27 protein-coding genes and 1 tRNA gene are annotated in these 24883 nt (G+C 63.5%); 12 read left to right on the plus strand and 16 right to left on the minus strand.

Translation table 11 applies throughout. The features are described 5' to 3' along the window. Positions 1-88: 88 nt before the first annotated feature. Both CK222_RS32320 and CK222_RS18115 read right to left on the minus strand, forming a co-directional pair. The gene (locus tag CK222_RS32320; protein ID WP_176477670.1) at positions 89-262 is read right to left on the minus strand and encodes a hypothetical protein; all 174 of its coding nucleotides are present in this window, start codon (positions 260-262) and stop codon (positions 89-91) included. Between the two features lie 228 nt (positions 263-490). Next, positions 491-1090 carry a hypothetical protein gene (locus CK222_RS18115; RefSeq protein ID WP_095801280.1) on the minus strand — a complete coding sequence of 200 codons (600 nt, stop codon included), beginning with the start codon at positions 1088-1090 and terminating at the stop codon, positions 491-493. A gap of 303 nt (positions 1091-1393) precedes the next feature. Between CK222_RS18115 and CK222_RS18120 the strand changes: the two genes are divergently transcribed. Both CK222_RS18120 and CK222_RS18125 read left to right on the plus strand, forming a co-directional pair. After that, complete coding sequence (locus CK222_RS18120) at positions 1394-1660, plus strand: helix-turn-helix transcriptional regulator (protein ID WP_067330074.1); 267 nt, start codon at positions 1394-1396, stop codon at positions 1658-1660. Positions 1661-1836: 176 nt separating this feature from the next. Then, the gene (locus CK222_RS18125; protein WP_067330215.1) at positions 1837-2295 is read left to right on the plus strand and encodes a YbaK/EbsC family protein; all 459 of its coding nucleotides are present in this window, start codon (positions 1837-1839) and stop codon (positions 2293-2295) included. Positions 2296-2339: 44 nt separating this feature from the next. On the opposite strand, the gene CK222_RS18130 is transcribed toward CK222_RS18125, so the two are convergent. The 5 genes from CK222_RS18130 to CK222_RS18150 form a co-directional block, all read right to left on the minus strand. After that, positions 2340-2416, minus strand: a tRNA-Pro gene (locus CK222_RS18130). A 54-nt stretch (positions 2417-2470) separates the two neighbouring features. Further along, a complete protein-coding gene (locus tag CK222_RS18135) occupies positions 2471-3718 on the minus strand; it encodes an O-antigen ligase family protein (RefSeq protein WP_095801358.1) in 1248 nt (415 codons plus the stop codon). A gap of 65 nt (positions 3719-3783) precedes the next feature. Beyond that, on the minus strand, positions 3784-5316 hold the full coding sequence (locus CK222_RS18140) for an undecaprenyl-phosphate glucose phosphotransferase (protein WP_095801281.1): 1533 nt from the start codon (positions 5314-5316) through the stop codon (positions 3784-3786). A gap of 138 nt (positions 5317-5454) precedes the next feature. Next, positions 5455-6585, minus strand: coding sequence for a glycosyltransferase (locus CK222_RS18145; protein WP_095801282.1), 1131 nt, complete (start codon positions 6583-6585; stop codon positions 5455-5457). Between the two features lie 8 nt (positions 6586-6593). Beyond that, positions 6594-7157, minus strand: coding sequence for a polysaccharide biosynthesis/export family protein (locus CK222_RS18150; RefSeq protein WP_067000804.1), 564 nt, complete (start codon positions 7155-7157; stop codon positions 6594-6596). Positions 7158-7420: 263 nt separating this feature from the next. Here CK222_RS18150 and CK222_RS18155 point away from each other — a divergent pair, with 263 nt between their 5' ends. Continuing rightward, positions 7421-9625: an exopolysaccharide transport family protein gene (locus CK222_RS18155; protein ID WP_095801283.1), complete on the plus strand. Its 2205-nt coding sequence runs from the start codon at positions 7421-7423 to the stop codon at positions 9623-9625. Positions 9626-9679: 54 nt separating this feature from the next. Here the strand turns inward: CK222_RS18155 and CK222_RS18160 are convergent, their stop codons facing one another. Beyond that, on the minus strand, positions 9680-10909 hold the full coding sequence (locus CK222_RS18160) for a GNAT family N-acetyltransferase (RefSeq protein WP_095801284.1): 1230 nt from the start codon (positions 10907-10909) through the stop codon (positions 9680-9682). An 81-nt stretch (positions 10910-10990) separates the two neighbouring features. Between CK222_RS18160 and CK222_RS18165 the strand changes: the two genes are divergently transcribed. Then, on the plus strand, positions 10991-12049 hold the full coding sequence (locus CK222_RS18165; protein WP_095801285.1) for a polysaccharide deacetylase family protein: 1059 nt from the start codon (positions 10991-10993) through the stop codon (positions 12047-12049). A gap of 12 nt (positions 12050-12061) precedes the next feature. On the opposite strand, the gene CK222_RS18170 is transcribed toward CK222_RS18165, so the two are convergent. Then, on the minus strand, positions 12062-12466 hold the full coding sequence (locus tag CK222_RS18170) for a hypothetical protein (protein WP_095801286.1): 405 nt from the start codon (positions 12464-12466) through the stop codon (positions 12062-12064). A gap of 93 nt (positions 12467-12559) precedes the next feature. Continuing rightward, on the minus strand, positions 12560-12775 hold the full coding sequence (locus CK222_RS18175; RefSeq protein ID WP_095801287.1) for a DUF2842 domain-containing protein: 216 nt from the start codon (positions 12773-12775) through the stop codon (positions 12560-12562). A gap of 152 nt (positions 12776-12927) precedes the next feature. Between CK222_RS18175 and CK222_RS18180 the strand changes: the two genes are divergently transcribed. Then, the gene (locus tag CK222_RS18180) at positions 12928-14019 is read left to right on the plus strand and encodes a COX15/CtaA family protein (RefSeq protein ID WP_095801288.1); all 1092 of its coding nucleotides are present in this window, start codon (positions 12928-12930) and stop codon (positions 14017-14019) included. A 22-nt stretch (positions 14020-14041) separates the two neighbouring features. On the opposite strand, the gene argC is transcribed toward CK222_RS18180, so the two are convergent. Together argC and speB are read right to left on the minus strand one after the other, a co-directional pair. Next, a complete protein-coding gene (gene argC, locus CK222_RS18185) occupies positions 14042-14974 on the minus strand; it encodes an N-acetyl-gamma-glutamyl-phosphate reductase (RefSeq protein WP_095801289.1) in 933 nt (310 codons plus the stop codon). Between the two features lie 29 nt (positions 14975-15003). Then, on the minus strand, positions 15004-16005 hold the full coding sequence (gene speB / locus CK222_RS18190; RefSeq protein ID WP_095801290.1) for an agmatinase: 1002 nt from the start codon (positions 16003-16005) through the stop codon (positions 15004-15006). A 106-nt stretch (positions 16006-16111) separates the two neighbouring features. Between speB and CK222_RS18195 the strand changes: the two genes are divergently transcribed. Further along, positions 16112-17008, plus strand: coding sequence for a glycerophosphodiester phosphodiesterase family protein (locus CK222_RS18195; protein WP_095801359.1), 897 nt, complete (start codon positions 16112-16114; stop codon positions 17006-17008). 199 nt (positions 17009-17207) lie between these two features. On the opposite strand, the gene CK222_RS18200 is transcribed toward CK222_RS18195, so the two are convergent. Further along, on the minus strand, positions 17208-18080 hold the full coding sequence (locus tag CK222_RS18200; protein ID WP_095801291.1) for an aldo/keto reductase family oxidoreductase: 873 nt from the start codon (positions 18078-18080) through the stop codon (positions 17208-17210). A gap of 95 nt (positions 18081-18175) precedes the next feature. On the opposite strand from CK222_RS18200, the gene CK222_RS18205 reads away from it, so the two are divergent. After that, positions 18176-19084, plus strand: coding sequence for a LysR family transcriptional regulator (locus CK222_RS18205; RefSeq protein WP_095801292.1), 909 nt, complete (start codon positions 18176-18178; stop codon positions 19082-19084). Positions 19085-19141: 57 nt separating this feature from the next. Here the strand turns inward: CK222_RS18205 and rpsI are convergent, their stop codons facing one another. The 3 genes from rpsI to CK222_RS18220 form a co-directional block, all read right to left on the minus strand. Further along, entirely contained in the window at positions 19142-19618 is a 477-nt protein-coding gene (gene rpsI / locus CK222_RS18210) for a 30S ribosomal protein S9 (RefSeq protein WP_066989448.1), read from the minus strand. Next, positions 19618-20082: a 50S ribosomal protein L13 gene (gene rplM, locus CK222_RS18215; protein ID WP_066989450.1), complete on the minus strand. Its 465-nt coding sequence runs from the start codon at positions 20080-20082 to the stop codon at positions 19618-19620. The genes rpsI and rplM overlap by 1 nt, the downstream gene beginning before the upstream one ends. Positions 20083-20306: 224 nt before the next feature. Continuing rightward, the gene (locus tag CK222_RS18220) at positions 20307-20768 is read right to left on the minus strand and encodes a PaaI family thioesterase (RefSeq protein ID WP_095801293.1); all 462 of its coding nucleotides are present in this window, start codon (positions 20766-20768) and stop codon (positions 20307-20309) included. Between the two features lie 148 nt (positions 20769-20916). Between CK222_RS18220 and CK222_RS18225 the strand changes: the two genes are divergently transcribed. From CK222_RS18225 to CK222_RS18245, 5 genes are all read left to right on the plus strand, one after another. Next, positions 20917-21738 carry an enoyl-CoA hydratase gene (locus CK222_RS18225; protein WP_095801294.1) on the plus strand — a complete coding sequence of 274 codons (822 nt, stop codon included), beginning with the start codon at positions 20917-20919 and terminating at the stop codon, positions 21736-21738. Between the two features lie 45 nt (positions 21739-21783). Beyond that, positions 21784-22560, plus strand: a complete 777-nt coding sequence (locus CK222_RS18230; RefSeq protein ID WP_095801295.1) for an AAA family ATPase — start codon at positions 21784-21786, stop codon at positions 22558-22560. After that, positions 22557-23078, plus strand: a complete 522-nt coding sequence (locus CK222_RS18235; protein ID WP_095801296.1) for a CoA-binding protein — start codon at positions 22557-22559, stop codon at positions 23076-23078. Before CK222_RS18230 ends, CK222_RS18235 begins: the two co-directional genes overlap by 4 nt. A gap of 158 nt (positions 23079-23236) precedes the next feature. After that, a complete protein-coding gene (locus CK222_RS18240) occupies positions 23237-24517 on the plus strand; it encodes an O-acetylhomoserine aminocarboxypropyltransferase (RefSeq protein WP_066989881.1) in 1281 nt (426 codons plus the stop codon). A gap of 5 nt (positions 24518-24522) precedes the next feature. Beyond that, positions 24523-24867 carry a cupin domain-containing protein gene (locus tag CK222_RS18245; protein ID WP_067330127.1) on the plus strand — a complete coding sequence of 115 codons (345 nt, stop codon included), beginning with the start codon at positions 24523-24525 and terminating at the stop codon, positions 24865-24867. Positions 24868-24883: the final 16 nt, after the last annotated feature.

Genomic DNA, 24883 nt, shown 5'->3' on the forward strand with positions numbered 1-24883 from the left:
GCTTGTCCCACGAAGCGAAAAATTCCGATGGGAAGACTTGCGCGACCATACAATGAAGGCCTGTCTTCCCATCGGCATGTGGGAAGGATCAGGCCTTCTTCTCAACCACCTTCTTATGGTGGTGATGGTGGTGCCGGCGATGATGCTTGTGGTGGTGGTGCTTTACCACCGGGGCCGCATCGGCGCTGGTCGTGCCGAGGATCGGCGTGGTGAATGCCAGGGCCAGAGCCAGCCCGAGCGCGGAGAGGAGGGACTTCTTCATGATTTCGTTTCCTTTTACGCGGGCGTTCCGGAGTTCACCGGACCAAATCGGTGACCCAAGCCCCGCGATCGGCACTATCCTCCTGGATTTTTTCGACACTTTTTCCGGACTGTAGATTTTTGTTTCTGGATTGTTTCTGGCGAACCACCATCGCGCCGCGCGCCCTTGCGGGCGCGCATGGACGGCTCGACATCATGCTTTTCGAGCCTGATGCGTCAGCTGCGCGCCTCACATCGGCGGCGCCACGCCATGATTGCCGACCACCACCCGGCGCGAAACGAGCTTGCCGCCGCTGCCGCGCTCGGCGCTGACGAACACGGTCATGCCTGGCTTGAGATCCGCAGGCGCAGCGGGCGCGAATTTCACGATCGGCGTCGATTGCGGGATGGCGATCTCTTTCTTCTGGCCATTGCTGTAGGTCAGCGTCACGGTCCTGCCGTTGACCTCGGTCACGTCGGCGACAGTGCCGTTGGTCATTCGGCTGTTGGGCTGCAAATCCCAATCGCGGTCGCCTTCTCCGGTTCCCTTTAACGCCGCCGGGAAGATCACGACTTCCAGCGCGCCGCTGCCGCCGTCGGCCTTGGACACCGATGCGATGCCGAGGAAATCGCCCTGTTTGATATCGGCGGCCGACGCCTTGGCGACACCGGAGATCATCCAGTCGGGGGAAAGGGTGATCGTATCGGTCTTGCCGTCGCGGGCTTTCACCTTCAGCGTCGTACCGGCGAGGTCGACCACCGTGCCGCGCAAGCGCACGGTGTCCGCCTGAGCGGCGCCCGCAAAGCCTGAGATCATGCCGAGTACGATAGTGAATAGCTTCAGTTTCATGGAATCCGATCCTCTTCAAAGGGGCTGGCGTCGCCCGCCTTCCGGCAAGCGACGAGAGCTAACGAATCGGAGTGGGCAAAATGCCGGCGGGTGCGGCCTTCGGCGCTTCAAAAGATCTTGATTGGGCTTCGCGCCACCTTACATGTCGGTGGCCTGCGGCCTCGGCTCCCAGCCGATGACCACGGTCACGATGGCGTGACGGCCAAAACGGCCTCTTGGCAAATCATCCGTTAACGGCCATTCTCCCGCCCGTCTCAGGCAACGCCACATTTCATCTGTGTTGTTTCATCCCAAGGAGTTGCCATGCCCAACACCGCAAGAAACGCTGTTTCCAACAACATCATTGCCGCGTCCGGCCTCAATCCGCTGAAAGCCGTCCGCGAAACGAGGGGATATACGATTGAGGAGCTTTCCTTGACCTGCGGCCTGGCCGTGGGCGAGATCGTCGACATCGAGGACGGCAAGGATGCCGACCCCGCCAAGCTCAGGCGTATCGCTTCCGCGCTGCAAGTGCCGGAAGAGGAATTGATCATGATGCCGACCGAAGAGAATCGGCCCACACAGCAATAGAGACGCCGAAGCGTCCACGAAAAAAGCCCGCCATGGCCCGCCCTGGCGGGCTTTTTGCGCCTTCCACAGATGGTCCCCTGGCCCTTGCCAACTGCCAGCGCGCCATGCGGCAATCCCGGCCGCTGCCACGATTCGGCGGCATCGAGTGGCCAACATGCCTGATTGAGGTTTCGCTCATGAGCTTGGAATCGGTCCGCGCCTTCTTTGCCGAACACGCTCCCGACATCGAGGTGCTGGTCACCGAAGCGAGCTCGGCGACCGTGGCACTGGCGGCCGACGCCCATGGCGTGCTGCCGGCGCAGATCGCCAAGACCATCTGCCTGCGCGTCGGCGAGGAGACCATGCTGGTCGTGACCAGCGGCACTGCCAGGCTCGACAACCGCAAATGCAAGGACACGCTCGGCGGCAAGCCGCGCATGCTCGACGGCGAACAGGTGCTTGCCGCGACCAGCCACCCGCCGGGCGGCGTCTGCCCCTTCGGTCTGCCGACGCCGCTGCCGGTCTTTTGCGATGTGACGCTGCGGGCCTTCGACGAGGTCGTTCCCGCCGCCGGCGCGACGAATGCCGCCGTGCGGATTTCGCCGCAGCGGATGGCCGAACTTGTCGACGCCAAATGGGTCGACGTGTGCCAGTAGGGATTGGAGAGGACTTCTGGGGGACAAGTCTCAGGCTTGAAAAATGGTCGGAGTGGCCGGATTCGAACCGACGACCCCTTGACCCCCAGTCAAGTGCGCTACCGGGCTGCGCTACACTCCGGACCGGGTGGCGATGTATCGTGATAACCCCGTGCGGGTCAACCGAATTCGGCGGCTAATTCGCCGATGACAGTGCCGCAGCAGGGAGGGCGCGCGCCAACCGCGATTCCTTCTGGTGCCGGTATTCCAGCGCGATCGCGCCCCAGATCAGCCCGAGCAGCAGATAGAGATGGCGCCAGTGGTCGATGTCGATGAAGGTGCCGAGCCCGATATTGCCGAGATAGGCGACATAGGCGCAAAGCAGATAGGGCTGCCAGGGACGAGCGCGCAGGAGGATGCGGAACCCGGCGCAGATCGTCCACAGGGTTAGGGTCAGGAACGAGACGAAGCCCAGCCAGCCATAGTCCATCAGCGCCTTCAGCCAGATGTCGTGCGTGTCCTCGCCGTAGATCGTGCCGAAGACCAGCGGGCCGATGCCGAACGGGTGTTCCAGTGCCAGCTGGAAGCCGATCGTATAGCGTGCGAAGCGGCCGAGGCGCGCGGTATCGTAGCTTTGCTCGAGATGCGCGCGCTGGGTGAACATGTCCGACACGCCGGGCAGCTGCAGGATGACGAGGATGGCGATGATCAGCAGCGCGAGCGCGGCGATCGTCATCACCACGACCCGCAGGCGGAACATGCCGCTGGCGCTCTGCAGGAAGAGGCAAGCGGTGAGCAGCACCGCCGAAACCGCGAACATGCCCCAGGCGCCGCGCGAGAAGGAGAAGAAGATGCCGGCGGTGATGATCAATAGCGGCACCGCCAGAAGCGGCATGCGCGATACCGGGCCGGTCAAGAGCAGATAAAGCAGGTAGGTGCCGGGCAGCACCAGGAACGGACCGAACACGTTCGGGTCCTGAAAGGCGCCGGCGGCGCGGTCGTATTTGGTGAACATCTCCGCGCCCGGAAAGGCATGGAAGTAGCCGGCTATTCCCAGCAGCGAGGTCGCCACAGCCGAGACCACATAGGCGATGAAGATCAGCCGGTAGAGGTCAGGCTGGACCGATGTCACCGAGGCGAAGAAGACCGCGCTGAAGGCGAGAAACAGCGAGACCGCCAGATAGAGCGGCGTGTTGGCGAGGTCCGCCATCTGCGTCATCGCGATCATGCCGCCGATGTTCATCGCCACCAACAGCAGCAGCAGCGGCAATATCGCTCGCGATATTCTGAGGCCGAACAGCGCCCAGACGGCGATCAGCCCGGCCATGTAGAGCTCGTAGGGTGCCGGCTCGCTGATGACGAAGCCGGAAAGCAGAATGCCGACGACGATAGCGGCCGACGAGATCAGCGCGATCAGCTTGGCGTTGACCGCCTGCGGCGGCAACTGGTTGACCGCCTGCGGCGGCAACTGGTTGACCGCGACCGCCGGCAACTGATGCGCGAGCGCGCTCAATAGGCGTTTTCCGTGTTGAGCAGGCGGACGGGCGTCAGGAACAGGATGCGCAGGTCGAACAGCATCGACCAGTTCTCGATGTAGTAGAGATCGTATTCGGTGCGCATGCGGATCTTTTCATTGGTGTCCATCTCGCCGCGCCAGCCGTTGATCTGCGCCCAGCCGGTGACACCCGGCTTGACCTTGTGGCGGGCGAAATAGCCGTCGACCACCTCGTTATAGAGCAGGTTGTGCGATTGGGCGGCGATCGCATGCGGGCGCGGCCCGACCAGCGACAGCGAGCCGAACAGCGAGTTGAAGAACTGCGGCAGCTCGTCGATCGAGGTCTTGCGGATGAAGCGGCCGACGCGGGTGACGCGCGGGTCGTTCTTGGTCACCGTCTGCTTGGCGGTCGGGTCGGACCTGTCGGTATACATCGACCTGAACTTGTAGACCTCGATGACCTCGTTGTTGAAGCCGTGGCGCTTCTGCTTGAACAGCACCGGCCCCTTGCTGTCGAGCTTGATGGCGATCGCGGTGGCGAGCATCACCGGCGAGAATACGAGGATGCCGACAAGCGAGAAGATGATGTCGAAGCTGCGCTTGGCGACCGAGTCCCAGTCGTTGATCGGCTTGTCGAAGATGTCGAGCATCGGCACGGAGCCGATGTAGGAATAGGCGCGCGGGCGGAACTGCAGCGCATTTGAATGCGCCGAGAGCCGGATGTCGACCGGCAGAACCCAGAGCTTCTTCAAAAGCTGCAGCACGCGCGATTCCGCCGTCAGCGGCAGCGACACGATCAGCATGTCGATGCGGGCGATGCGGGCAAACTCGATTAGCTCGGAAATGGTGCCGAGCTTCGGATAGCCGGCGACGATCGGCGGCGAACGCTTGTCGCCGCGGTCGTCGAAGATGCCGCAGATGCGAATGTCGTTGTACGGCTGCTTCTCGACCGAGCGGATCAGCATTTCGGCCGACTTGCCGCCGCCGACAATGAGCGCGCGGCGCTCCATGCGCCCGTCGCGCGCCCAGCGCCTGATCAGCCTGGACATCACCAATCTGAGCCCGAAGATCAGCACGAAGCCAACCACGAACCAGCTGCCGAACAGGAGGCGCGAATAGTCCTCCGAGGCCTTCACGGCGAAGGCCGTGAGAGCCATCAGCGCGAAGGTGCCGGCCCAGACGAGGAGCACGCGGCCGAAATTGGCGAGGGGGCGCATCAGCGCCGCGATCTGGTAGCTGTCGCTGACGTCAAGCAGCACCACCGCCAGGAACGAAGCTGCCGCGATCGTCAGCGGATATTGCCAGGCGAGATAGTTGAAGAACCCGACATAGTAGAAATAGAGGCACATGCCTGACAGGAAGAGCACGGCGAATTCGACCATGCGCAGCACGCCGCTGACCATGATCGGCGACATCGTATCGCGCCGGTACTGCGAGGCGACCTGTCGCGCCACGTCATTGATGCCGGGCACTTGAGCTTCGGCCGGGCCGTCGAATTTGCGCACCGCCTCCATCGAAAAGCGGTGCGCGGGGTCGATCTCGTTCATGGGGATTGTCCGCGAGCTTCGCGCGAGTGAATAGCAAAAGAGAGCTAAGAAAGCCTTGAAACAACAGGTGGCTTTGAATGCGTATTGTTGCTTGCGACGACTAGCGGTTTTTTCACGCCTATTGCAGATTAGTAAATTCTAAATCTTTAGCGCCGCGAAGTAAGCCTTCTCGATCTCGGCCGCCATCACGTCGGCCCCGAATCGCGCCTTCAACTCGGGGTTTTGCGGCATCAGCTTGCGGTAGGCGCCGCGATCGTCGAGAGCCGTTCTGAGCCTGTCGGCAAGTTGGCGGGCATCGGGTCGGATCAGGGCAGGGGAGTCTTCGCCGAAGATCTCGGGAATGCCGCCCACGGCGGTGGCAATCATCGGCATGCCGGCTGCCAGGGCCTCGAGCACGATATAGGGCATTGCTTCCGCGCGGGACGGGACGACGATTAGCTCGGCCAGGGCGAAGGCTTCTCTGGCCGGCATCGGCGGCAGGAAGCGGACGTGGCCCTTCAGTCCGAGTCGCTCCACCTGAGCGTGGTAGCGTGGCAGGTCGTCGCCGGCACCGACCATCACCGCGCTTAGCCGGCGTCCGATCTCCCTGCCGGCGCGCGCCAGCGCATCGATGAAGATGTCGGGGCCTTTGAGATCGCGCATCATGCCGATGTATATGAGATCGGCCGCATCAGCCGCCGGCGCCACCGGTTCGAACTCGACGGCCCGCAGGCCGTTATAGACCAGCCTGTTGGGGATGGGCGGCTCGCCGACCTTCCGTCGATAAGTTGTCCGCTCGTAGTCGGAAACGAACAGAAGGCAGTCGCTGAAGCGGGCCATGAAACGCTCCAGCGCGAAGAACAGCTTTCCGGTCGCCGTCGTTTCGTCATAGTGCAGCGAGCCGCCATGCGGCGAATAAAGGCGGGCCACGCGAGACCTTGAAACCCGCAACAGTGAGCCGAACAGACGGGCATAGGCGCCACCCTTGGCGCCATGCCCGTGCAGCACGTCCGGCCGCAATTCCTTGATGATTTGATAGGTGCGCCAGGCCGCGGTGATGTCGCCCGGTCCGATATGGCGCTGCATCGGCGTGCGATGGATGCCGAGCGCCAGGCGCTCCTTCATCGCTCCGAACAGCCGCTCCTCATAGTCGCCGCCCGTGGTCGAATCGCAGACGATACCCACGGAATGGCCGGCGGCGACCTGCGCCTCGGTCAGGTCGCGCACATGCCGGAAGATTCCCCCGACAGGTGAGCGGAAGCAGTGGACGATCCGGAGGTGAGCCGCCACGTTGATTGTCAGAACAGGCGTTCGCGGACGTAGACGGTGTCGCCGGGCAGGAGCGGATCGGATGTCTGCACCCTGCCGGTCATGACCTTGCCGTTGATGTCGCGGGTGATGTCGACGCTTTCCTGGTTGGCGCGCGGCGTGAAGCCGCCGGCGATCGCGATCGCCTTCTGCACCGTCAATCCCGGCACATAGGAATATTGCCCTGCGGCGCCGACTTCGCCCATGACGAAGATCGGCCGGTAGCGGTCTATCTCGACCGAGACGTCGGGATCGCGCAAATATCCCTGGCGCAATTTATCGGCGATTTCCTTTTCGAGCTGCTGGGCGGTGTGGCCGCGCGCCGGCACGGCGCCGACGAGCGGGAAGGAGATGTAGCCGGACTGGTCGACGCTGTAGGTGTTGGTCAGCCCGTCCTGCTCGAACACCGTGACGCGGATGCGGTCGCCGGCGCCGAGTCTGTATGGCTGGTCGAGCACTTCATGAAAGGCGGCGGGCGCCGGCCGGTAGCTGGAACAGCCGGTAAGCAGCGACAAGGCGAGCATGGCGCGAAAGAGATGAGCAGTGCTTTTCATGATCGGACACGAACCTTCGTCGCTCTCGCCACCGGTGAGGCGGCCAACCCCAGGAAGTGCGCCCGTTATCATCCTGTTAGGGTTAATGGTCGGTAAAGGATGGGCCTTAGACTCGTCGGCTGCTGGCAAAAAACCCAATTGTTCTATTGCATTCGCAGGACGTTCTTTGAGTGGGTTCTAATAAGTACGCATCCTGATCTTAACGGCTGAGTTACCATAGTTGTTTACGGTCCATCCTCGACTCAAAGTTCGGAGCAGGATGCATGTCCGTTCAGTCCGCGGCCGCAGATGTCGATGTCGACCTGAGACAGCTCTTCGCCAGCCTGGCGAGGAATTGGCTGCGCATTGTTCTCGTCACGCTTGTCGTGACCGGGCTGGCGTTTGCCTTCGCCTGGCTGGCGACGCCGCAATATAAGGCAGTGGCCAAGCTGGAGATCGGGTCGCGCGAATCGGTCTTCACTCGGCCGGCCGGCACAACCAGCGACGACAAGCCGGCGACCGATGAGGAGGCTGTAGCCACCGAAGTCCAGATCATGTCCTCGCCCGATATCCTCAAGAAGGTTGCCTCGGACCTCAACCTGGAAAAGTTGCCGGAATTCGACGAAGCGTTGAAGATGTCGGCGCTCAGTCGCGCGCTTGTGCTTGTCGGCCTGAAGAGCGACCCCTTCGACATCCCGCCGGAAGAGCGCGTGCTCAAGGCAATGCACGATAAGCTCAACGTCTACGGCGTTGAAAAATCCCGCGTAATTGCCGTTGAGTTCTCCTCGAACAATCCAAAGCTCGCCGCCCAGGTCGCGGACGCCATTGCGCAGGCCTACCTTGCCTCAAAAGGCATTGCGAAGATGGAATCGAACACCGCCGCCACAGGCTTCCTCGGCCCGGAAATCACCGATCTGCAGAATCGGGTGAAGGATGCCGAAGCCAAGGTTGCCGCCTATCGCGCGCAATCCGACCTGTTGATGGGCGGCAACAATTCGGTGCTCGCGACGCAGCAGCTCTCGGAACTGTCGAGCGAGCTTTCCCGGGTGCGCGCCCATCGCGCCGCCGCAGAGGCGACCGCTGACAGCGTGCGCAAGGCGCTGCAGAATGGCGGCACGCTGGACAGCGTGCCGGAAGTTCTGTCTTCCGAGCTGATCCAGCGCCTGCTCGAGCGGCAGGTAGAGCTCAGGACCAATATTGCCGATCTGTCGACGACGCTGCTCGACAACCATCCTCGCATCCGGGCGCTGAAGTCGCAGCTTGCCGATCTCAATGGCCAGATCCGCAACGAGGCGCAGAAGATCCTCAAGGGATTGGCGACTCAGGCACAGACCGCCAAGGCTCGCGAGGACCAGCTGGTCCAGGAGGTCAACACGCTGAAAGCCGCTTCGGCCCGCGCCGGCGAGCAGCAGGTGGAGCTCGATGCGCTGCAGCGCGACGCCAATGCCCAGCGCCAGCAGCTCGAATCCTATATGGCAAGCTACCGCGAGGCGGCCTCGCGCGCGGACCGCAACTATCTGCCGGTCGACGCCCGTCTGCTTTCGAAAGCACAGGTGCCGACCGAACCGTATTTCCCGAAGATCGGCCCGATCACTGGTGCCGCCGCCGCCGCGTCGCTGCTGCTGATGGCGATTAGCACGCTTCTGAGGGAATTGTTCTCCGGCCGTGCCATGCGTCCGGCCGCCGGAGCCCGATTCGAGCCGATCGAACAGGTGGCGATGCCGGTGGCGCGCACCGAACCGGCGCTCGCCGATGCCGAGGATGAAGCTAGCGACGATTCGGTCGCTGACGAGCGGATCGGGCAGGGCACCGTCATGGAGGCAGCGCCTGCCGAGCCGGTAGATCCACCAGACCCGGCACAGCCCGAAGCGCGCCGGTCATGGCAGCCGAGACTTGGCGAGATCGATGTCGAGAAGGCGGCGGAAAAGCTGATTGCCTCGAGCGCCGCGCGCGCCATCTTTGTCTCCCCGGAAGGTGACGAGGCCGCCGCCACCGCCGTGCTGGTGGCGCGCGAAGTGTCGGATGCGGGCCTGCGGGTGCTCCTGCTCGATCTCACCGCCTCGGGCGCCGCCTCGCGCCCGATGCTGGACAGCGGACTGCTTCCCGGCATCACCAATCTGCTGGCCTCCGAGGCGCAGTTCAGCGACGTCATCCATCCCGATCTCTATTCGGACGCGCATGTGATTCCGGTCGGTACCGCCGATCCTATCCGCGCCATGCGCGCCGCCGACCGGCTGCCGATCATCATGCAGTCGCTGACCACGGCTTACGACCTCGTCGTCGTCGAATGCGGCCCTGCCGACGCACAAGGCATCGGCCGCCTGGTTGGCGATGGCACGGAAGTCTTCCTGTCGATGCTCGAAGCCGATGACGAGGTCACGCAGGCGGCGGTCAAGCTGATCGAGAACGGCTATCCGGATGTCACGCTGGTCACGCCGGTTGGCCATGAACCGGGAGATCCGTTGCCCGGACGCCGGTCGGCGGCCTGAGCAGATATCGCCCGCGAAGTGCTCGGATTTGAGTCTCGGGCTGACGGTCGACGGTCAGGCGTCGTCCTCGGCAACAATAGGGGCGGCCTGTCCGGCAGCCTTCCGGCGCAAGCTCTTGGTCAGTTTCCACACCGTCGGACTGTTCTTGATGAGGGCCTTCGCCCGCGCGCCTTGCCGCAACCCTGTGGCTAGCACGCGACCTTTCAGCGTCAGCGGCATCAGCACCTCGAAATGCTGGACCTCGATGTCGCACCAGAGCCGCTTGTAGGGCTCGTCGCCGACCGAGAAATCGTAGAGGTCGAAGCCTTGCTCGCAGGCTTCCTGGATGTTGTCGAAGAACAGGAAGTCGCCGGGGCTGGTGAAGGCGAGATCATCCTCGGCGATCGCGCCGAACTCGCAGATCAGGCGCTTGCCTGAGCGTCTGGAGCCGGTAACGGCGCGAAGTTTCCCCGCTACCTCCAGCCCGTGCAGCAGGAAGGATGGCTCCTGCTCGGCAAGCGCATCGGCAAACAGCGCCCGGAAGAAGGCGCGCACGCCTTCATCGCCGAACACGTTGGCGATGCCCATCTTGGCGAAGCGCGCCTGCTTCATGTCGAAGAAAGCGTCGAGCAACCTGTCGACCTCCTTGCGGCTTCGCCCCTCGATACGGCGGAAGCTGCCGACGGCCTCGAACTTGCGCGTCTGCGAGCGGTGCTTCTTGCGCTTCCGCTTGCCGCTCGCGCGGCTGAGCAGCGCCTCGAAGCCGCCATCGAGGTCGACGGCCAGCGCAAGGTTAGGGCTCGCAAAATTGGGCAACGCGGCGAGCGGGTTGGCGGTGCCGTCGAGATCGGGCAGCAGCCGCTCCAGCGAAACGAGGTCGATGTCGGGCCGTGCCGTGGCGATTGACGAGAGCAGGGAGCGGATCGCAGGACCGTTTACAGCAGGCAAAAGCCGTGGGTCGGTTGCGGGGAAATTGCCGTTGGCATGACGTCCGCCGGCGAGACGAGCGACGCGGAACGGGCCGTTTCGGACCACTTCCAGCGCCAGCGAAAGAGCCGGTCGACCCTCGATGCTTAGCGTGGCGACCGCCATATCGGCTTTGGTCTTGGCCGCCCAGTTGCTCACCCAGGACGCGCTCTGCGCCGGAGCAAACAGCGCCGAAGCGCAGAATTCCGCATAGCCCGCAAGACCGGTGCCATCGGTCACCGCCGCCGTCAGTCTGCCTCGGCTCGAGGCAGGCGCACGCGCCGGCGCTTCGTTGGCAGCGACGCGATTGCCGTCAAATGACGCGGCGGCGTCAACCATCCCTCAATCCTTAAGACGTATTGGTTGCAACCTGGGGTTCGCGTAGGTCCTTGGATGAGCCTAGGCGCAAAAGGTGAAGGAATGATCGACGGGGCCGAGGCAATCCGGAAGCTGGCGTTGAACGTTGCCCGCTACACCGGTCTCGCTCCGCTGGCGAGGCCGTTTGTCGGCGGCATCGGTGCCATCTTGATGTTGCATCGCGTGACCGCGACGCCCGAGAAGCCGAACAGCGTCAATCGCCATCTGAACATCGCCCCTGCCTTCCTCGACAAGCTGATCGCCGACATGAAGGAAAGGGGCTATGCCTTTGTTGCCCTTGATGAAGCGATCGAACGCATCGAAGCGGGCGGCAAACACGGCCAGTTCGCCACCATCACCGCCGACGATGCCTATCGCGACAACATGACGGAGGCGCTGCCGGTATTGGAGAAGCACGGTGCGCCGATCACCATCTATGTCGCGCCCGGCCTGATCGACGGTGCCGTCGACCTGTGGTGGGAAGTCATCGAGGATATCGTCGACACCGGCTCACACCTGACGCTGAAGACTGCGAGAGGATCGAAGGTCGTCGATTGCTCGACACCCGGCCGAAAGATCCAGGCGATTGCAAGGCTGAACGCGTGGTTGACCCTGGAGGTCCCGGAGGAAGAGCAGGGCGTCGCGCTGCGTGAACTGGCGCGCTCCAACGGCATCGAGCTCGGCACCGGCCGCTCCGGCACCCTGATGAACTGGGATGAGATTCGCAGGGTGGCCGCCCATCCGCTGGTGACGATCGGCGCGCACACCGGCAACCACCGCAACCTCAAGCGGTTGTCCGAGGCGGAAGCGCGTCACGAGATCGGCGACGTCCGCCGTATCCTCATGGAACGGCTGGGCGCAGAGCCGCGCCACTTCGCTTACCCCTACGGTTATGCCAGCGCGGTTGGCTGCCGCGAGGTCGGCTTCGCTCGTGATGCCGGCTATGTCTCGGCGGTGACGACCCGGCATGGCGTTCTGAGAGCCGAGCATGCCGGCTTCCTGCATGCGCTGCCGCGCATCTCCGTCAACGGCCGCTACCAGAGCGTCGCCCATATCCGCACGATGCTGTCGGGTGTGACGACGCCGCTTGCCAATGCCGGCAAGATGGTCGTGACCATTTAGCCCGAAGGGGCGTCAGCATCTGTGGAAATAGCGGTAGGTGTCCGGCGCGCTCATCCATTTGAGCTGTGACGCAAGCCCGCCATGCGCGTTGATCCAGCCTCGGATGTCGGCAGCATAGGCATTCCACAAGACGGCGGTCATGTCGGTGCGGTGCGCCAGATGGAAGCCGAAGCTTGCCGCAGGCATCACGCAGATGCGGCTGCGGGGAATGTAGCCGAGCAGCACCGTGCAGGCCGACTGGCATTTGCCGACGATGCGGACATTGACGCCGCGCGCGGCGAGCCCCTTCCAGCGCTGGCTGTACGCGGCGACGCTGCCGCCATGGTCGTCCGACACGTTGATGGTTTCGGCGGCTGCCATCGAGACCGCCATGCAGGCGATGATCAGGATCAATCCCGCGAACGAGGCTTTTGGCATGGCGCAAGCCCTCCCTGCCATGCGGTCAAGCCAGGCAAGTTAGTCCCAATGCGCAATCACGTATGAATCACGTTAGCGTTGGCGCGGCCGCGCTCAGCCCTTCTGAGGCGGCTCCATGATCAGCCATTTGATGATGCCCATCGCCGGCAGCACCCAGAGCAGGCCGCTGAGCAGGAAGAACAGGAAATGCGCCAAGGAGCCGTATTCGGCGAGCCTTGTGACCGCGATGGCCGAGGCGATCAGCGCGTAGATGACGACCAGCGCCACCAGCAGGATGGTTCCGATCAGCTTTTTCAGGCGAATGGGCATGTCGCGGTCCCGTTGACCCGCCTCGCTTAGGCCGATTGGGGAGCGGGCGCAACCGCCGCGGGCCGGCGCGACGGCGTGCCGCGCTGTCCGGTCTTGCCAGCCGGGCGGCCATGGTCCACCAATCCCGCGATTTCAACTGCCGGGAAATTCCCATGGCCGCCATAACCACCACGGCCCCATACGCCGCCCGCGATCGCGATCTCCACAACCGCGCGCTGGTGCGCGGCTGGCTTTATTTCGTGCTGGTCGTGCTGGCCGCGCTGGTGCTGGTCGGCGGCGCCACAAGGCTCACCGGTTCCGGCCTGTCGATCACCGAATGGCAGCCGATCCATGGCGTGATCCCGCCGCTCAACGATGCCGAATGGCAGGAAGAGTTCCAGCGCTACCAGCAGATCCCCCAATATACAGAGCTCAACAAGGGTATGAGCTTAGAAGCTTTCAAGTCGCTCTTCTGGTGGGAATGGGTGCACCGCATCCTCGCCCGCAGCGCCGGCGCGGTCTTCGCATTGCCGCTGCTGTTCTTCTGGGCGACGCGCCGCATCGAACGCGGCCTCGGGCCGAAGCTTCTAGGTATACTTCTGCTCGGCGGCCTGCAGGGCGCCATCGGCTGGTGGATGGTGGCCTCGGGTTTAGTCGACCGTGTCTCGGTCAGCCAGTACCGGCTGGCGACGCATCTGACTCTCGCAGCGCTAATCTTCACCGCCACCATGGTTGTCGCGCGAGGATTGGCGCCGCACTCCGAGCGCGCCGCCGACCGCTCGACCCAGCGGCTTGCCGGCGCGATCGTGCTCTTGGCACTGATCCAGATCTATCTCGGCGGCCTGGTTGCCGGCCTCCACGCCGGCCTCTCCTACAACACCTGGCCGCTGATGGACGGCAAGGTGATCCCGGCCGATCTCCTGCTCTTGAAACCCGCATGGCTGAATTTCTTCGAGAACCCGAAGACGGTGCAGTTCGTGCACCGGCTCGGCGCTTACACGCTCTTTGCGGTGGCGCTCTGGCACATGATCGCCACCTGGCGGCGTCAGCCCGGCACCACGCATGCCCGCCGCGCCACGCTGCTGTTCCTGCTGGTGCTGGCGCAGGCCTCGATCGGCATCGGCACGCTTTTGATGCAGGTGCCGCTGCATATGGCGCTCACCCATCAAGGCGTCGCGCTGATCGTGCTCGGCTTCGCCGCCGCGCACTGGCGCGGCACCAAGGGTGCCTATTCGCTGCCGACCGAGATCGCTGTCGGAGGCTGAGGCGCGCCTTGCGCATCGTCGCTCAATGCTTGATGCCGAGCATCAGGTCGAGATTCTGCACGGCAGCGCCGGAAGCACCCTTGCCGAGATTGTCGTAGACGGCCAAGAGCAGCGCCTGCGCCCGCTCGTCATTGGCAAACACATAGACCTTCATCCGGTTGGTGCCGTTATAGGCCTCCGGATCGATCTCCGGCATGCGCTCCATATGCGTATAGGGCGCAACCTCGACCACGCCGCCGCCGACCGACGCATAGTGACCGGCGATCGCCGCATGAAGCTCCGCGCCGCTCGGCACACGGTTGAGGCCGCCGAGCTGCAACGGCACCACCGTGATCATGCCTTGCGCGAAATTGCCGACGGCGGGCTGCATGATCGGATCGTGCGACAGCTTCGCGTAGGTCCTGAGCTCCGGCACATGCTTGTGCTGCAACGTGAGCCCATAGGGCAGGAATTCAGGCGCGTCCTCGCCCTTGCCGACATAGTCCTCGATCATCGGCCGGCCGCCGCCGGAATAGCCGGAGATGCCGTTGACGGTGACGGGGAAATCGGCAGGCAGCAGGCCGGCCGAGACCAGCGGACGCAGCGTCGCGATAGGGCCCTGCGGCCAGCAGCCGGGATTGGCGATGCGTTTTGCGCTGGCGATCTTGTTGGCCTGATCCTTGTCCATCTCGGCAAAGCCGTATTCCCAGCCTTCGGCCACACGATGCGCGGTCGAAGCGTCGATGACCTTGGTCGTATCGTTCTCGATCAGCGATACGCTTTCCTTGGCCGCGGCATCCGGCAGACAGAGGATCGCGACATCGGCGGCGTTGAGGAATTCGGCCCTGGCCGCGGCTTCCTTGCGGCGATCGGCGGGAATGGAGATGATCTCCAGGTCGCCGCGGTCGGCCAGCAGCGCCCTGATCTGCAGGCCTGTCGTGCCATGTTCGCCGTCAATGAAGATTTTCGGTTTCATCGGTTGCCAAAATCCCTGCAATTCCAGAGCTAAATGCCTTGGGCGTGATGTAGCACGGCATGAGTGCCGTTGTTCAGGTCGTCGAGCCGCGCCTTCCTTTCGGCCACCAGGCCGAGATAGTGCATGGCGATGATCGATCCGGCGATCGCCGTAATATCGGCATGATCATAGGCCGGCGCAACCTCGACGACGTCGGCGCCGACGATATCGATCTGGCCGAGTTGGCGCAGCGTCGAAAGCATCTTGGCCGAAGACGGGCCGCCGGCCACAGGCGTGCCGGTGCCCGGCGCGAACGCCGGGTCCAGGCAATCGATGTCGAAGGTAAGATAGGTCTTCCTGCCGCCTGTGCGCTCCACGATCGCGTAGGCGATGTCGGAGGCGCGCATCTCCTCGACTTCATGGCCGTAAATGATCTTGATGCCGAACGTGTCCGGCGCATGGGTGCGGATGCCGATCTGGATCGAGCGGTCTGGATCGATGACGCCTTCTTTGACCGCGCGGGCGACGAAGGAGCCGTGATCGATGCGCCTGCCGTCGTCCGGCCAGGTGTCCTGATGCGCGTCGAACTGCACCAGGGCCAGCGGCCCATGGATCGCTGCATGCGCCTTCAGCAGCGGCCAAGTGACGAAATGATCGCCGCCGAGCGTCAAAAGAAATGCGCCTGAGCTCAGGATCTTGGCCGCCTCGCGCTCGATCGTACCGGGCGTCTTCTGGTGGTTGCCGCTGTCGAGCAGGCAATCGCCGTAGTCGACCACGGCGAGCTGTTCGAACAGGTCGCGCGAGAACGGATATTGCGGATCGTTGTCGAGGATCGCCGAGGCGCGGCGAATCGCCTGCGGCCCGAAGCGCGCGCCGGGACGATTGGTGACCGCGGCGTCGAAGGGAATGCCCCACACGACGGCGTCCGCGCCCTTCGCATCCTTCGTATATTTGCGCCGCATGAACGATAGCGCGCCGGCATAGGTCGGCTCGAGCGACGCCCCCGTTTTGGAACGGGCGGTGAAGGCGTGGTCGATCTCTTGGTTCGCCATTACGGGTCCTCGGTTGTCATCGGGGAGCCACAACTACAGAACCGGCACGCAACTTGCCAGTCACAGCTTGCCGATATCGAGCGGCGCGGCGCATCGGGCCGGCAGCATGCAGGCCGGCAAGACGCTTTATGCCGAGAATTCGCTTGCCGCGGTCGAGGGCTCGATCGCGATCGGCGCCGAGATCGTCGAGGTCGATGTGAGGCGCTCGAAGGACGGCGCGTTCGTCATCATGCATGACAGCTGGCTCGACCGCACCACGAACTGCAAGGGCGAGGTGGTGGAATATACGCTGGCGGAACTGAAGAAGTGCCGGCTGGTGATCGAGGGCACCGGCGCCGTCACCAGCGAGCCGGTGTTGACGCTGCGCGAGATGCTGCTGACGACCAGGGACAGGATCCTGATCAATCTCGACAACAAGCTCGAGGTGACGGACCTGCCAGGCATGATCGCGGTCGCCCGCGATCTCGGCATGGCCGATCAGGTGATCGTCAAGGAGAACCTGTGGAACCAGGCGCGCATTGAAGCCGCGAAGGCCGCGCTCGCCCAGGCGGGCGGCGGCTTCCAGTTCATGCCGATCCTTGCCGATGACGCCGTGCACGATGCCGCCTTTGCCGGCGAGGTCGACAAGGCGTTCGCGCCACGCGCGATCGAGCTGATCAACTGGCGCAACGGCGCCGAGACGTTGACCGCAAACGGCGGCCCGCTGTTCAGCACGCGCATGCGGGCTACAGCCGTCCGCGGTGACTGGCACCTCTGGGCCGATACTTATGCCATCGTCAACAAGCCGGGCGGCTTCCTTGCCGGCGGCCGTGGCGACGAGCTGGCGGTCGCTGCCAGCCTGCCGCGCGAGGCTTGGGGTTTTTGGGTCGATCGCGGCGCCACCATCATCCAGACCGACGAGCCAAAAGCGGCGATCGAATGGCTGGCTGCCAATGGCTATCGCGTACCGTACACGACGGACATCAAGCAAGCCGAGTCGGCGCATACGGCCAGTATTAATTAAGCTGACGTCGGCGCTTCACCCGCCCGGCGCTTCGCGCCGACCTCCCCATCGAGGGAGGTAGAGCGTCGTGCCAGCCTGCCGTCGCTGCATGCCTGCGACATTCATGAAATGCTAAACCCGTTTGAGCGTAAAGCGCGGCGCCTTACCTCCCCTTGATGGGGAGGTCGCGCCGCAGGCGCGGGCGGGGCGCTGCGCCGACCTACGCCGCTTTCGCCACCCCATTCAACTCGCGCAGCACATCCGCCGACAGCTCCAACTCCGCTGCCGCAAGGTTCTCGCGCAGATGCCCGACCGACGACGTGCCCGGGATCAAAAGGACGTTGGGGGAACGCTGCAACAACCACGCCAGCGCAACCTGCATCGGCGTCGCGCCGAGCCGCTCGGCCACGCCGGACAGCGTCGACGATTGCAACGGGCTGAAGCCGCCAAGCGGAAAGAACGGCACATAGGCGATGCCGTGGCGCGCCAGTTCATCGATCAGCGCGTCGTCCTCGCGATGCGCCAGATTGTACTGGTTCTGCACGCAGACGATGTCGCAAATCTTGCGGCCTTCCTGGATTTGCGCTCGGGTGACGTTGCTCAAGCCGATATTGCGCACCAGGCCCTTGCGCTGAAGCTCGGCGAGCTTGGTGACCTGCGCCTCGATGGAGCCCTCCGCTGGACCATGCATCCCGAACATGATGCGCAGATTGACGACGTCCATCACCTCGAGGCCAAGATTGCGAACATTGTCGTGTACGGCCTGTTCGAGTTCATCGGCTGTGAAGGCCGGCAGCCAGGAGGCGTCTTCGCCACGACGGGCGCCGATCTTTGTGACGATGGTGAGGTCGTCGGGGTAGGGCGATAGCGCCTCGCGGATCAGCTTGTTGGTGACGTGCGGGCCATAGTAATCGCTGGTGTCGATATGGTTCACGCCTTGCGCTATCGCTTCGCGCAGCACGGCGATGGCCGCGTCATGGTTCTTTGGCGGACCGAACACTCCTTTGCCTGCGAGCTGCATGGCGCCGTAGCCGAGGCGGCGGACCGAGCGGTCGCCGAGTTTATAGGTGCCGGGTTTGTTTACGCTGGACATCGTGCTTCTCCTTCGTTGCCGGCGAGGGAGATAAGGCATAGCCGCTGTCCCGATAACCGGCTATATTCGGCACAGCTTGTACGAAATTGGGGACAATGGCGGCCGAACTCAACGATCTCCAGGCATTCATGGCCGTGGCCCGCGCCGGCGGCTTTCGCGAAGCAGCTCGCGCCACGGCCGGCAGCGCGTCAGCGCTCAGCGAAGCCATCCGCCGTCTGGAAACCCAACTCGGTGTTAGGCTCTTCAACCGCACCACGCGCAGCGTTGCTTTGACCGAAGCTGGTGCCAGCCTGCTGGCGCGGCTCGGCCCCGCATTGGGCGAGGTAGAAGCTGCGCTCGATGTGGTGAACGGCTTTCGCGACCGGCCCGCCGGAACCTTGCGTCTCAACGTGCCGATAAGCGCCTCGCGGCTGGTGCTGCCCAATATCGTTCCGCGATTTCTCGCGGCCTATCCCGCCATTCGCCTGGAGGTGATCGCCGAGGAGAACTTTGTCGATGTGCTGGTGGCCGGCTGCGACGCCGGAATCCGCTATGACGAGCGGCTGGAGCAGGACATGATCGCGGTGCCGATCGGACCGCGCGCGCAGCGCTTCACGACCTCCGCCGCGCCGTCCTACCTTGACCGGCACGGTCGGCCGCAGCACCCGCGCGACCTGCTTGGCCATGCCTGCGTGCGCGGCCGCTTCCCGAGCGGGGTCATGACGCCCTGGGAATTCGAGCGGGAGGGCGAGGTGGTGCGGGTCGATCCGACGGGGCCGTTGGTCGTCAGCATCGGTGGAGGCGTCGATCTCGCTGTCGATGCGGCGATCGCCGGCGTCGGCATCCTTTGGCTCTTCGAGGACTGGGTGCGCCCGTATTTCGACAGCGGCGTTCTGGAACCTGTGCTCCAGCCCTGGTGGCAAAGCTTCTCGGGGCCGTTTCTTTATTACCCTGGCCGGCGCTTGGTGCCGGCGCCGCTGCGCGTGTTCATCGACTACATAAAAACGCCGGCCGGGCACTGGTGACGGAAACAAAAAAGCCGCCCGGAGGCGGCCTTTTCGAAAGCTGGGGACCCGTAGCGCTTAGCGCTTCGAGAACTGGAAGCTGCGGCGCGCCTTGGCCTTGCCGTATTTCTTGCGCTCGACCACGCGGCTGTCGCGGGTGAGAAAGCCGCCCTTCTTGAGCACCGAACGCAGGCCCGGCTCGTAATAGGTCAGCGCCTTGGAGATGCCGTGACGCACGGCGCCCGCCTGGCCGGAGAGACCGCCGCCGATGACGGTGGCGACGATGTCGTACTGGCCGGCGCGGTTGGCGGCGACGATCGGCTGGTTGAGGATCATCTGCAGCACGGGACGCGCGAAATAGGTCGCGAATTCCTTGTCGTTGACGATGATCTTGCCGGAGCCCGGCTTCACCCAGACGCGCGCGATCGCGTTCTTGCGCTTGCCGGTGGCATAGGCGCGGCCCGACTTGTCGAGCTTCTGGACATGGACAGGCGCGGCCGGCTGCGCGGCGGTCGTGACAGTCCCGAGTTCTGCGAGCGAGGAAAGCTCAGCCATTACGAGGCCCTCTTGTTCTTGGAGTTCAGCTTGGCCACGTCGAGCGTGACGGGCTGCTGGGCCGCGTGCGGATGCTCAGTGCCTGCATAGACGCGAAGATTCTTCATCTGGCGGCGGCCAAGCGGGCCGCGCGGGATCATGCGTTCGACAGCCTTCTCGACGACGCGCTCGGGGAAGCGGCCCTCGAGCAGCTGGCGCGCGGTGCGCTCCTTGATGCCGCCGGGATGGCCGGTGTGCCAGTAATAGACCTTGTCGGTGTACTTCTTGCCGGTGAACACCACCTTGTCGGCATTGATGACGATGACATTGTCGCCATCATCGACATGCGGGGTGAAAGTGGGCTTGTGCTTGCCGCGCAGATGGTTGGCGATGACAGTGGCAAGGCGGCCGACGACGAGACCCTCGGCGTCGATCAACACCCACTTCTTCACCACATCCGCAGGCTTCTGCGAAAAGGTAGCCATGTTTTGCTCTCAGGTTGACCGTCCTATCCGCGAACGGCAGGAACAGGCGTTTTTTGTTGCTTGAATTGACGGAGAGGCCAAGCCGTCCGGCAATAACAAAACGGCGGCCCTTGCGGCCGCTGTTTCGTGACGGCTTATAGGCGAGGGCGCCGGATGCGTCAAGCCAAGCGGAAACTCTACTGGCGCTGAAAATAAAGCAAAAACAATCAATTGGCGAAACGGTATTATTTTACCTCATCCATTCGCTTCGGCGGGATCGAATAGGTCCCGGTGGCGTGGGCCACCGTGTGCCGGTCGGCCCCGGCGACGATGTCGATGTCGAAGACCATCAGGCTCTTTCCGAGCTTGAGGATACGGCAATGGCCGTCAATCGGTCCGGCCTCGGCCTTGCGCATGAAGTTGATGTTGAGATTGGTCGTCACCGAAAGCGCATCCGGCCCGGCATGGCTGAGCACGCACACATAGCCGCCGATGTCGGCAAGCGTGAACAGCGCCGGACCCGAGACGGTGCCGCCGGGACGCAGATGCCGCTGGTCGGCATTGAGCCGCACCGTGCAGCCGCCCGGAAACACTTCCAGCGCCTCATAAAAGGAGAACTGGTCGTTGAGCTGCGGATAGACGCTTGCCATCAGCCCGTTTACTTCGGCTGCGGTCAGCACCGGCTTGAGATTGCTTTGAGCGGGCATGCGCGATTCCTATATACGGGAAGTTCCAGGCGGCGCGCCTGGACCAAACGGTGCCACGGAGAAAACACGGCTCGCGGCTGTTCTTCAATCGGCAGCATGTTAGTTCTGTTGCTCCATAACCCGGGACCGCTGATCGAGAGGTTCAAAAATGGCCGAAGTCGTTGCTATCAAGCCCGCCGTCGCCGACGGCCAGGTTCTTGTCAGCCAAGACAAGGGCGTGCTGCGCCTCACTCTTGCAAGCCCGCCGGCCAACGCGCTGTCGCTGGCGACGATGGCGGCGCTGCAGGCCGAGTTCGACCGCGTGAAGGACGACAAATCCGTACGCGTCATCATCCTGGCAGCGTCAGGCAAAGTGTTTTGCGCCGGCCACGACCTCAAGGAAATGACGGCGCGCCGCGCCGAACCGGATCGCGGCCGCGCCTTCTTCGAAAAGACCTTTGTCGCCTGCGCAAAGCTGATGCAGACCATCGTGCGCCATCCGAGGCCGGTGATCGCCGAGGTCGACGGTCTGGCTACCGCGGCCGGACTGCAGCTTGTCGCGAGCTGCGACCTCGCCGTCGCCTCGCACGAAGCGACCTTCTGCACGCCCGGCGTCAATATCGGCCTGTTCTGCTCGACGCCGATGGTTGCGCTGTCGCGCAACGTCTCGCGCAAGCAGGCGATGGAAATGCTTCTCACCGGCGAGACGATCGATGCGGCGACGGCCAAGGAGTTCGGTCTCGTCAACCGGATCGTGCCGCGCGAATATCTGAATCAGGTTGTCAACAAATACGCGCAAACGATTGCTTCAAAATCGTCTTTGGTGGTCAAGACCGGCAAGGAGGCGTTCTACGCCCAGGCCGAAATGGGGCTGGCCGACGCCTACGCCTATACCGGCCGTGTGATGGTGGAAAACATGCTGGCGCGCGACGCCGAGGAAGGCATCGGCGCCTTCATCGGCAAGCGCAAGCCGGAATGGGCCGACGAATAATTGACCCGAGAATGCAGCGCGCTTTTTTATGATTGAAGGTCCGACGTGGCTGCCCGCAAGCAACTGACGCGGCTGAAAGCGCCCTATCTCAAGCGCATTCTGCTTGAGTCTTCGCGCGTCGCGGATTGGGACGGATATCCATGGAGCCTGCCGATCTTCCGGGATCGCGAGTTCGAGTTCGAATTCACGTCGGCCATCACCATCATCGTTGGCGAGAACGGCACCGGCAAATCGACGCTGCTCGAAGCCATCGGCGCGCTGGCCGGCTATGACGAGGCCGGCGGCGGCAAAGGCTATATGCCCGTCGACCACTCAGGCGCCATCGACAAGAGTGGTGCTGCACTTGCCGCTGCGCTGCGCTGCCATTGGCTGCCGAAGGTCACCGCGGGCTGGTTCTTCCGGGCGGAGTCCTTTTACTCCGTGGCTCGTTATCTTGACCAGGCGGCGCTGGAGTCTGGCGGAGCGCCGCCGGACTTCCTGTCATGGTCGCATGGCGAAGGGTTCATCCGCTTCTTCGAGGAACGCTGCCGACGACAGGGCATCTACATCCTCGACGAGCCCGAAAGCGCGCTCTCGCCGACGCGCCAGATCGAGTTGCTGAAGCTGCTTCAGCGCATGGAGCGGTCCGGCACCGCGCAGGTGATCATGGCGACGCACTCGCCGTTGCTGATGGCCTGCCCGAACGCGCGGCTCTTCCGCATCAGCCGCTTCGGCCTCGATCTGATTGATTTTCAGGACACCGATCATTTTCGCATGATGCGTGACTTCTGCAGCGATCCGGCTGCCTTTCTCGCCGATGCGCTGTATGAGGACGAGCCATGAATCACGACGCCTACGACAACAGCTACATTGCCGGCATTCTGAACTCGGTGAAGACCATTGCCATGGTCGGCGCCTCGCCCAACGACGTGCGGCCGAGCTATTTCGTGCTGAAATATCTGCTGGCCAAGGGTTTTTCGGTGTTGCCGATCAATCCCGGTCATGCTGGAAAGCAGATCCTTGGACAGACGGTCTATGCCAGCCTGGCCGACCTGCCGCACCCGGTCGACATGATCGACATTTTTCGCGGCTCGGCCGCTGTCCCTGGCATCGTCGAGCAGGTACTGAAGCTCGATCCGCTGCCGAAGGTCGTTTGGATGCAGCTAGGTGTTCGCCATGACCAGGCCGCCGCGCGCGCCGAGGCAGCCGGCATCAAGGTGGTCATGAACCGCTGTCCCAAGATCGAATATGGCAAGCTGTCGGGCGAGATCGGCTGGACCGGCGTCAACTCTGGCGTGCTGTCGTCGAAGAAGCCATTGATGCGCAAGGGTTTCCAGAGTTTTGGCGTGCGCCAGAAATAGACGGACAACCAGGCGCGCAAAATTATTCCGGGAAGAAATGGATTTTCCTGGGCGTTCGCCGCAGATCGCACGCCGAAAGGTATTTTGTTCTTTGCATTCACGACCGCGCTTGGCCAAGAATGCCCGGCGATTTTCGCAAGTTTGAGAGGGAGGCTTCGATGACCCGTACGCCCGGTTTCAACACGCTCGCCGTCCATGCCGGCGCCAAGCCGGACCCGGCGACCGGCGCGCGCGCCACGCCGATCTATCAGACCACCTCCTATGTCTTCGATGACGCCGACCACGCCGCCTCGCTGTTCGGGCTGAAGGCCTTCGGCAACATCTATACCCGCATCATGAACCCGACGCAGGCGGTTCTCGAGGAGCGTCTCGCCGCGCTCGAAGGTGGCACTGCCGCGCTGGCCGTCGCCTCCGGCCACGCCGCCCAGGTCATCGTCTTCCACAATCTGATGCGGCCGGGTGACAATTTCGTATCTGCCACAAAGCTTTATGGCGGCTCCATCAACCAATTCGGCCACGCCTTCAAGAATTATGGCTGGGAGGTCCGCTGGGCCGATACCAACGATCCATCGACCTTTGAGAGCCAAATCGACGACAACACCAGGGCGATCTTCATCGAAAGCCTCGCCAATCCGGGCGGCATCTTCGTCGACATCGAGAAGATCGGCGACATCGCTCGCAGGCACGGCCTGCCGCTGATCGTCGACAACACGCTGGCCTCGCCCTATCTCGTGCGGCCGATCGAGCATGGCGCCGACATCGTGGTGCATTCGCTGACCAAGTTCATCGGCGGCCACGGCAATTCGATCGGCGGCGCCATCGTCGACGGCGGCACCTTCGATTGGTCGAAGTCGGGCAAATACCCGATGCTGTCGGAGCCTCGCCCTGAATATGGCGGCCTCGTCCTGCACGAGACTTTCGGCAACTTCGCCTTTGCCATTGCCGCGCGCGTGCTCGGCCTGCGCGACCTCGGCCCGGCGATCTCGCCCTTCAACGCCTTCCTGATCCTGACCGGCCTGGAAACCTTGCCGCTCAGGATGCAGCGTCATTGCGACAACGCAGCGAGCGTCGCCGCCTGGCTTTCCAACCATCCGAAAGTCGCCTGGGTGAACTATCCCGGACTGCCGAGCGACAAGAACAATGCGCTGCAGAAGAAATACTCGCCGCAGGGTGCCGGCGCCGTTTTCACCTTTGGCCTCAAGGCCGGCTACGAGGCCGGCGTCAAGTTCGTCGAGGCGCTGGAACTGTTCTCGCACCTCGCCAATGTTGGCGACACCAAGTCGCTGGTCATTCACCCGGCCTCGACCACGCACCGGCAACTGTCCGACGAGCAGAAGGTAAAGGCCGGTGCCGGCCCGGACACGGTCCGCCTGTCGATCGGCATCGAGGACGTCAACGACATCGTCGCCGACCTCGAACAGGCGCTGAGCAAGGTCTGAGCGCGATGTCCGCCTTTCTCGCGCTTGATCCCGAAACTGTCGAGCCGGAGGCCGGCGCGCCGACCCCGGAACGCTTGATCTCCGGCGATCCGAAATTCCGCACCTGGAATGTCGAGGAGCGGGACGGCAGCCTTTATGCCGGCATCTGGGAAGCGACGCCGGGCAAGTGGCGCATCGTCTATGACGAATGGGAGTTCTGCCACATCCTGTCCGGCGTCTCGGTGATCGCCGAAGACGGCGGCGACGCGCGCACGGTCAAGGCCGGCGACAGTTTTGTGCTGCGGCCGGGTTTCAATGGCACCTGGGAAGTGCTCGAGACGACGCGTAAGGAATATGTGATCAAGCTGTGAAGCGCGCTTGCCGGCG

Origin of the sequence: Mesorhizobium sp. WSM3866 (assembly GCF_002294795.1) — a bacterium.
Classification (GTDB): Bacteria; Pseudomonadota; Alphaproteobacteria; order Rhizobiales; family Rhizobiaceae; genus Mesorhizobium.

Coding starts and splice junctions, on each gene's coding strand:
- CK222_RS32320 (WP_176477670.1), bottom strand. CDS start 262: ATGAAGAAGTCCCTCCTCTCCGCGCTCGGGCTGGCTCTGGCCCTGGCA.
- CK222_RS18115 (WP_095801280.1), bottom strand. CDS start 1,090: ATGAAACTGAAGCTATTCACTATCGTACTCGGCATGATCTCAGGCTTT.
- CK222_RS18120 (WP_067330074.1), top strand. CDS start 1,394: ATGCCCAACACCGCAAGAAACGCTGTTTCCAACAACATCATTGCCGCG.
- CK222_RS18125 (WP_067330215.1), top strand. CDS start 1,837: ATGAGCTTGGAATCGGTCCGCGCCTTCTTTGCCGAACACGCTCCCGAC.
- CK222_RS18140 (WP_095801281.1), bottom strand. CDS start 5,316: ATGAACGAGATCGACCCCGCGCACCGCTTTTCGATGGAGGCGGTGCGC.
- CK222_RS18150 (WP_067000804.1), bottom strand. CDS start 7,157: ATGAAAAGCACTGCTCATCTCTTTCGCGCCATGCTCGCCTTGTCGCTG.
- CK222_RS18155 (WP_095801283.1), top strand. CDS start 7,421: ATGTCCGTTCAGTCCGCGGCCGCAGATGTCGATGTCGACCTGAGACAG.
- CK222_RS18160 (WP_095801284.1), bottom strand. CDS start 10,909: ATGGTTGACGCCGCCGCGTCATTTGACGGCAATCGCGTCGCTGCCAAC.
- CK222_RS18165 (WP_095801285.1), top strand. CDS start 10,991: ATGATCGACGGGGCCGAGGCAATCCGGAAGCTGGCGTTGAACGTTGCC.
- CK222_RS18170 (WP_095801286.1), bottom strand. CDS start 12,466: ATGCCAAAAGCCTCGTTCGCGGGATTGATCCTGATCATCGCCTGCATG.
- CK222_RS18175 (WP_095801287.1), bottom strand. CDS start 12,775: ATGCCCATTCGCCTGAAAAAGCTGATCGGAACCATCCTGCTGGTGGCG.
- CK222_RS18180 (WP_095801288.1), top strand. CDS start 12,928: ATGGCCGCCATAACCACCACGGCCCCATACGCCGCCCGCGATCGCGAT.
- argC (WP_095801289.1), bottom strand. CDS start 14,974: ATGAAACCGAAAATCTTCATTGACGGCGAACATGGCACGACAGGCCTG.
- speB (WP_095801290.1), bottom strand. CDS start 16,005: ATGGCGAACCAAGAGATCGACCACGCCTTCACCGCCCGTTCCAAAACG.
- CK222_RS18195 (WP_095801359.1), top strand. CDS start 16,112: ATGCAGGCCGGCAAGACGCTTTATGCCGAGAATTCGCTTGCCGCGGTC.
- CK222_RS18200 (WP_095801291.1), bottom strand. CDS start 18,080: ATGTCCAGCGTAAACAAACCCGGCACCTATAAACTCGGCGACCGCTCG.
- CK222_RS18205 (WP_095801292.1), top strand. CDS start 18,176: ATGGCGGCCGAACTCAACGATCTCCAGGCATTCATGGCCGTGGCCCGC.
- rpsI (WP_066989448.1), bottom strand. CDS start 19,618: ATGGCTGAGCTTTCCTCGCTCGCAGAACTCGGGACTGTCACGACCGCC.
- rplM (WP_066989450.1), bottom strand. CDS start 20,082: ATGGCTACCTTTTCGCAGAAGCCTGCGGATGTGGTGAAGAAGTGGGTG.
- CK222_RS18220 (WP_095801293.1), bottom strand. CDS start 20,768: ATGCCCGCTCAAAGCAATCTCAAGCCGGTGCTGACCGCAGCCGAAGTA.
- CK222_RS18225 (WP_095801294.1), top strand. CDS start 20,917: ATGGCCGAAGTCGTTGCTATCAAGCCCGCCGTCGCCGACGGCCAGGTT.
- CK222_RS18235 (WP_095801296.1), top strand. CDS start 22,557: ATGAATCACGACGCCTACGACAACAGCTACATTGCCGGCATTCTGAAC.
- CK222_RS18240 (WP_066989881.1), top strand. CDS start 23,237: ATGACCCGTACGCCCGGTTTCAACACGCTCGCCGTCCATGCCGGCGCC.
- CK222_RS18245 (WP_067330127.1), top strand. CDS start 24,523: ATGTCCGCCTTTCTCGCGCTTGATCCCGAAACTGTCGAGCCGGAGGCC.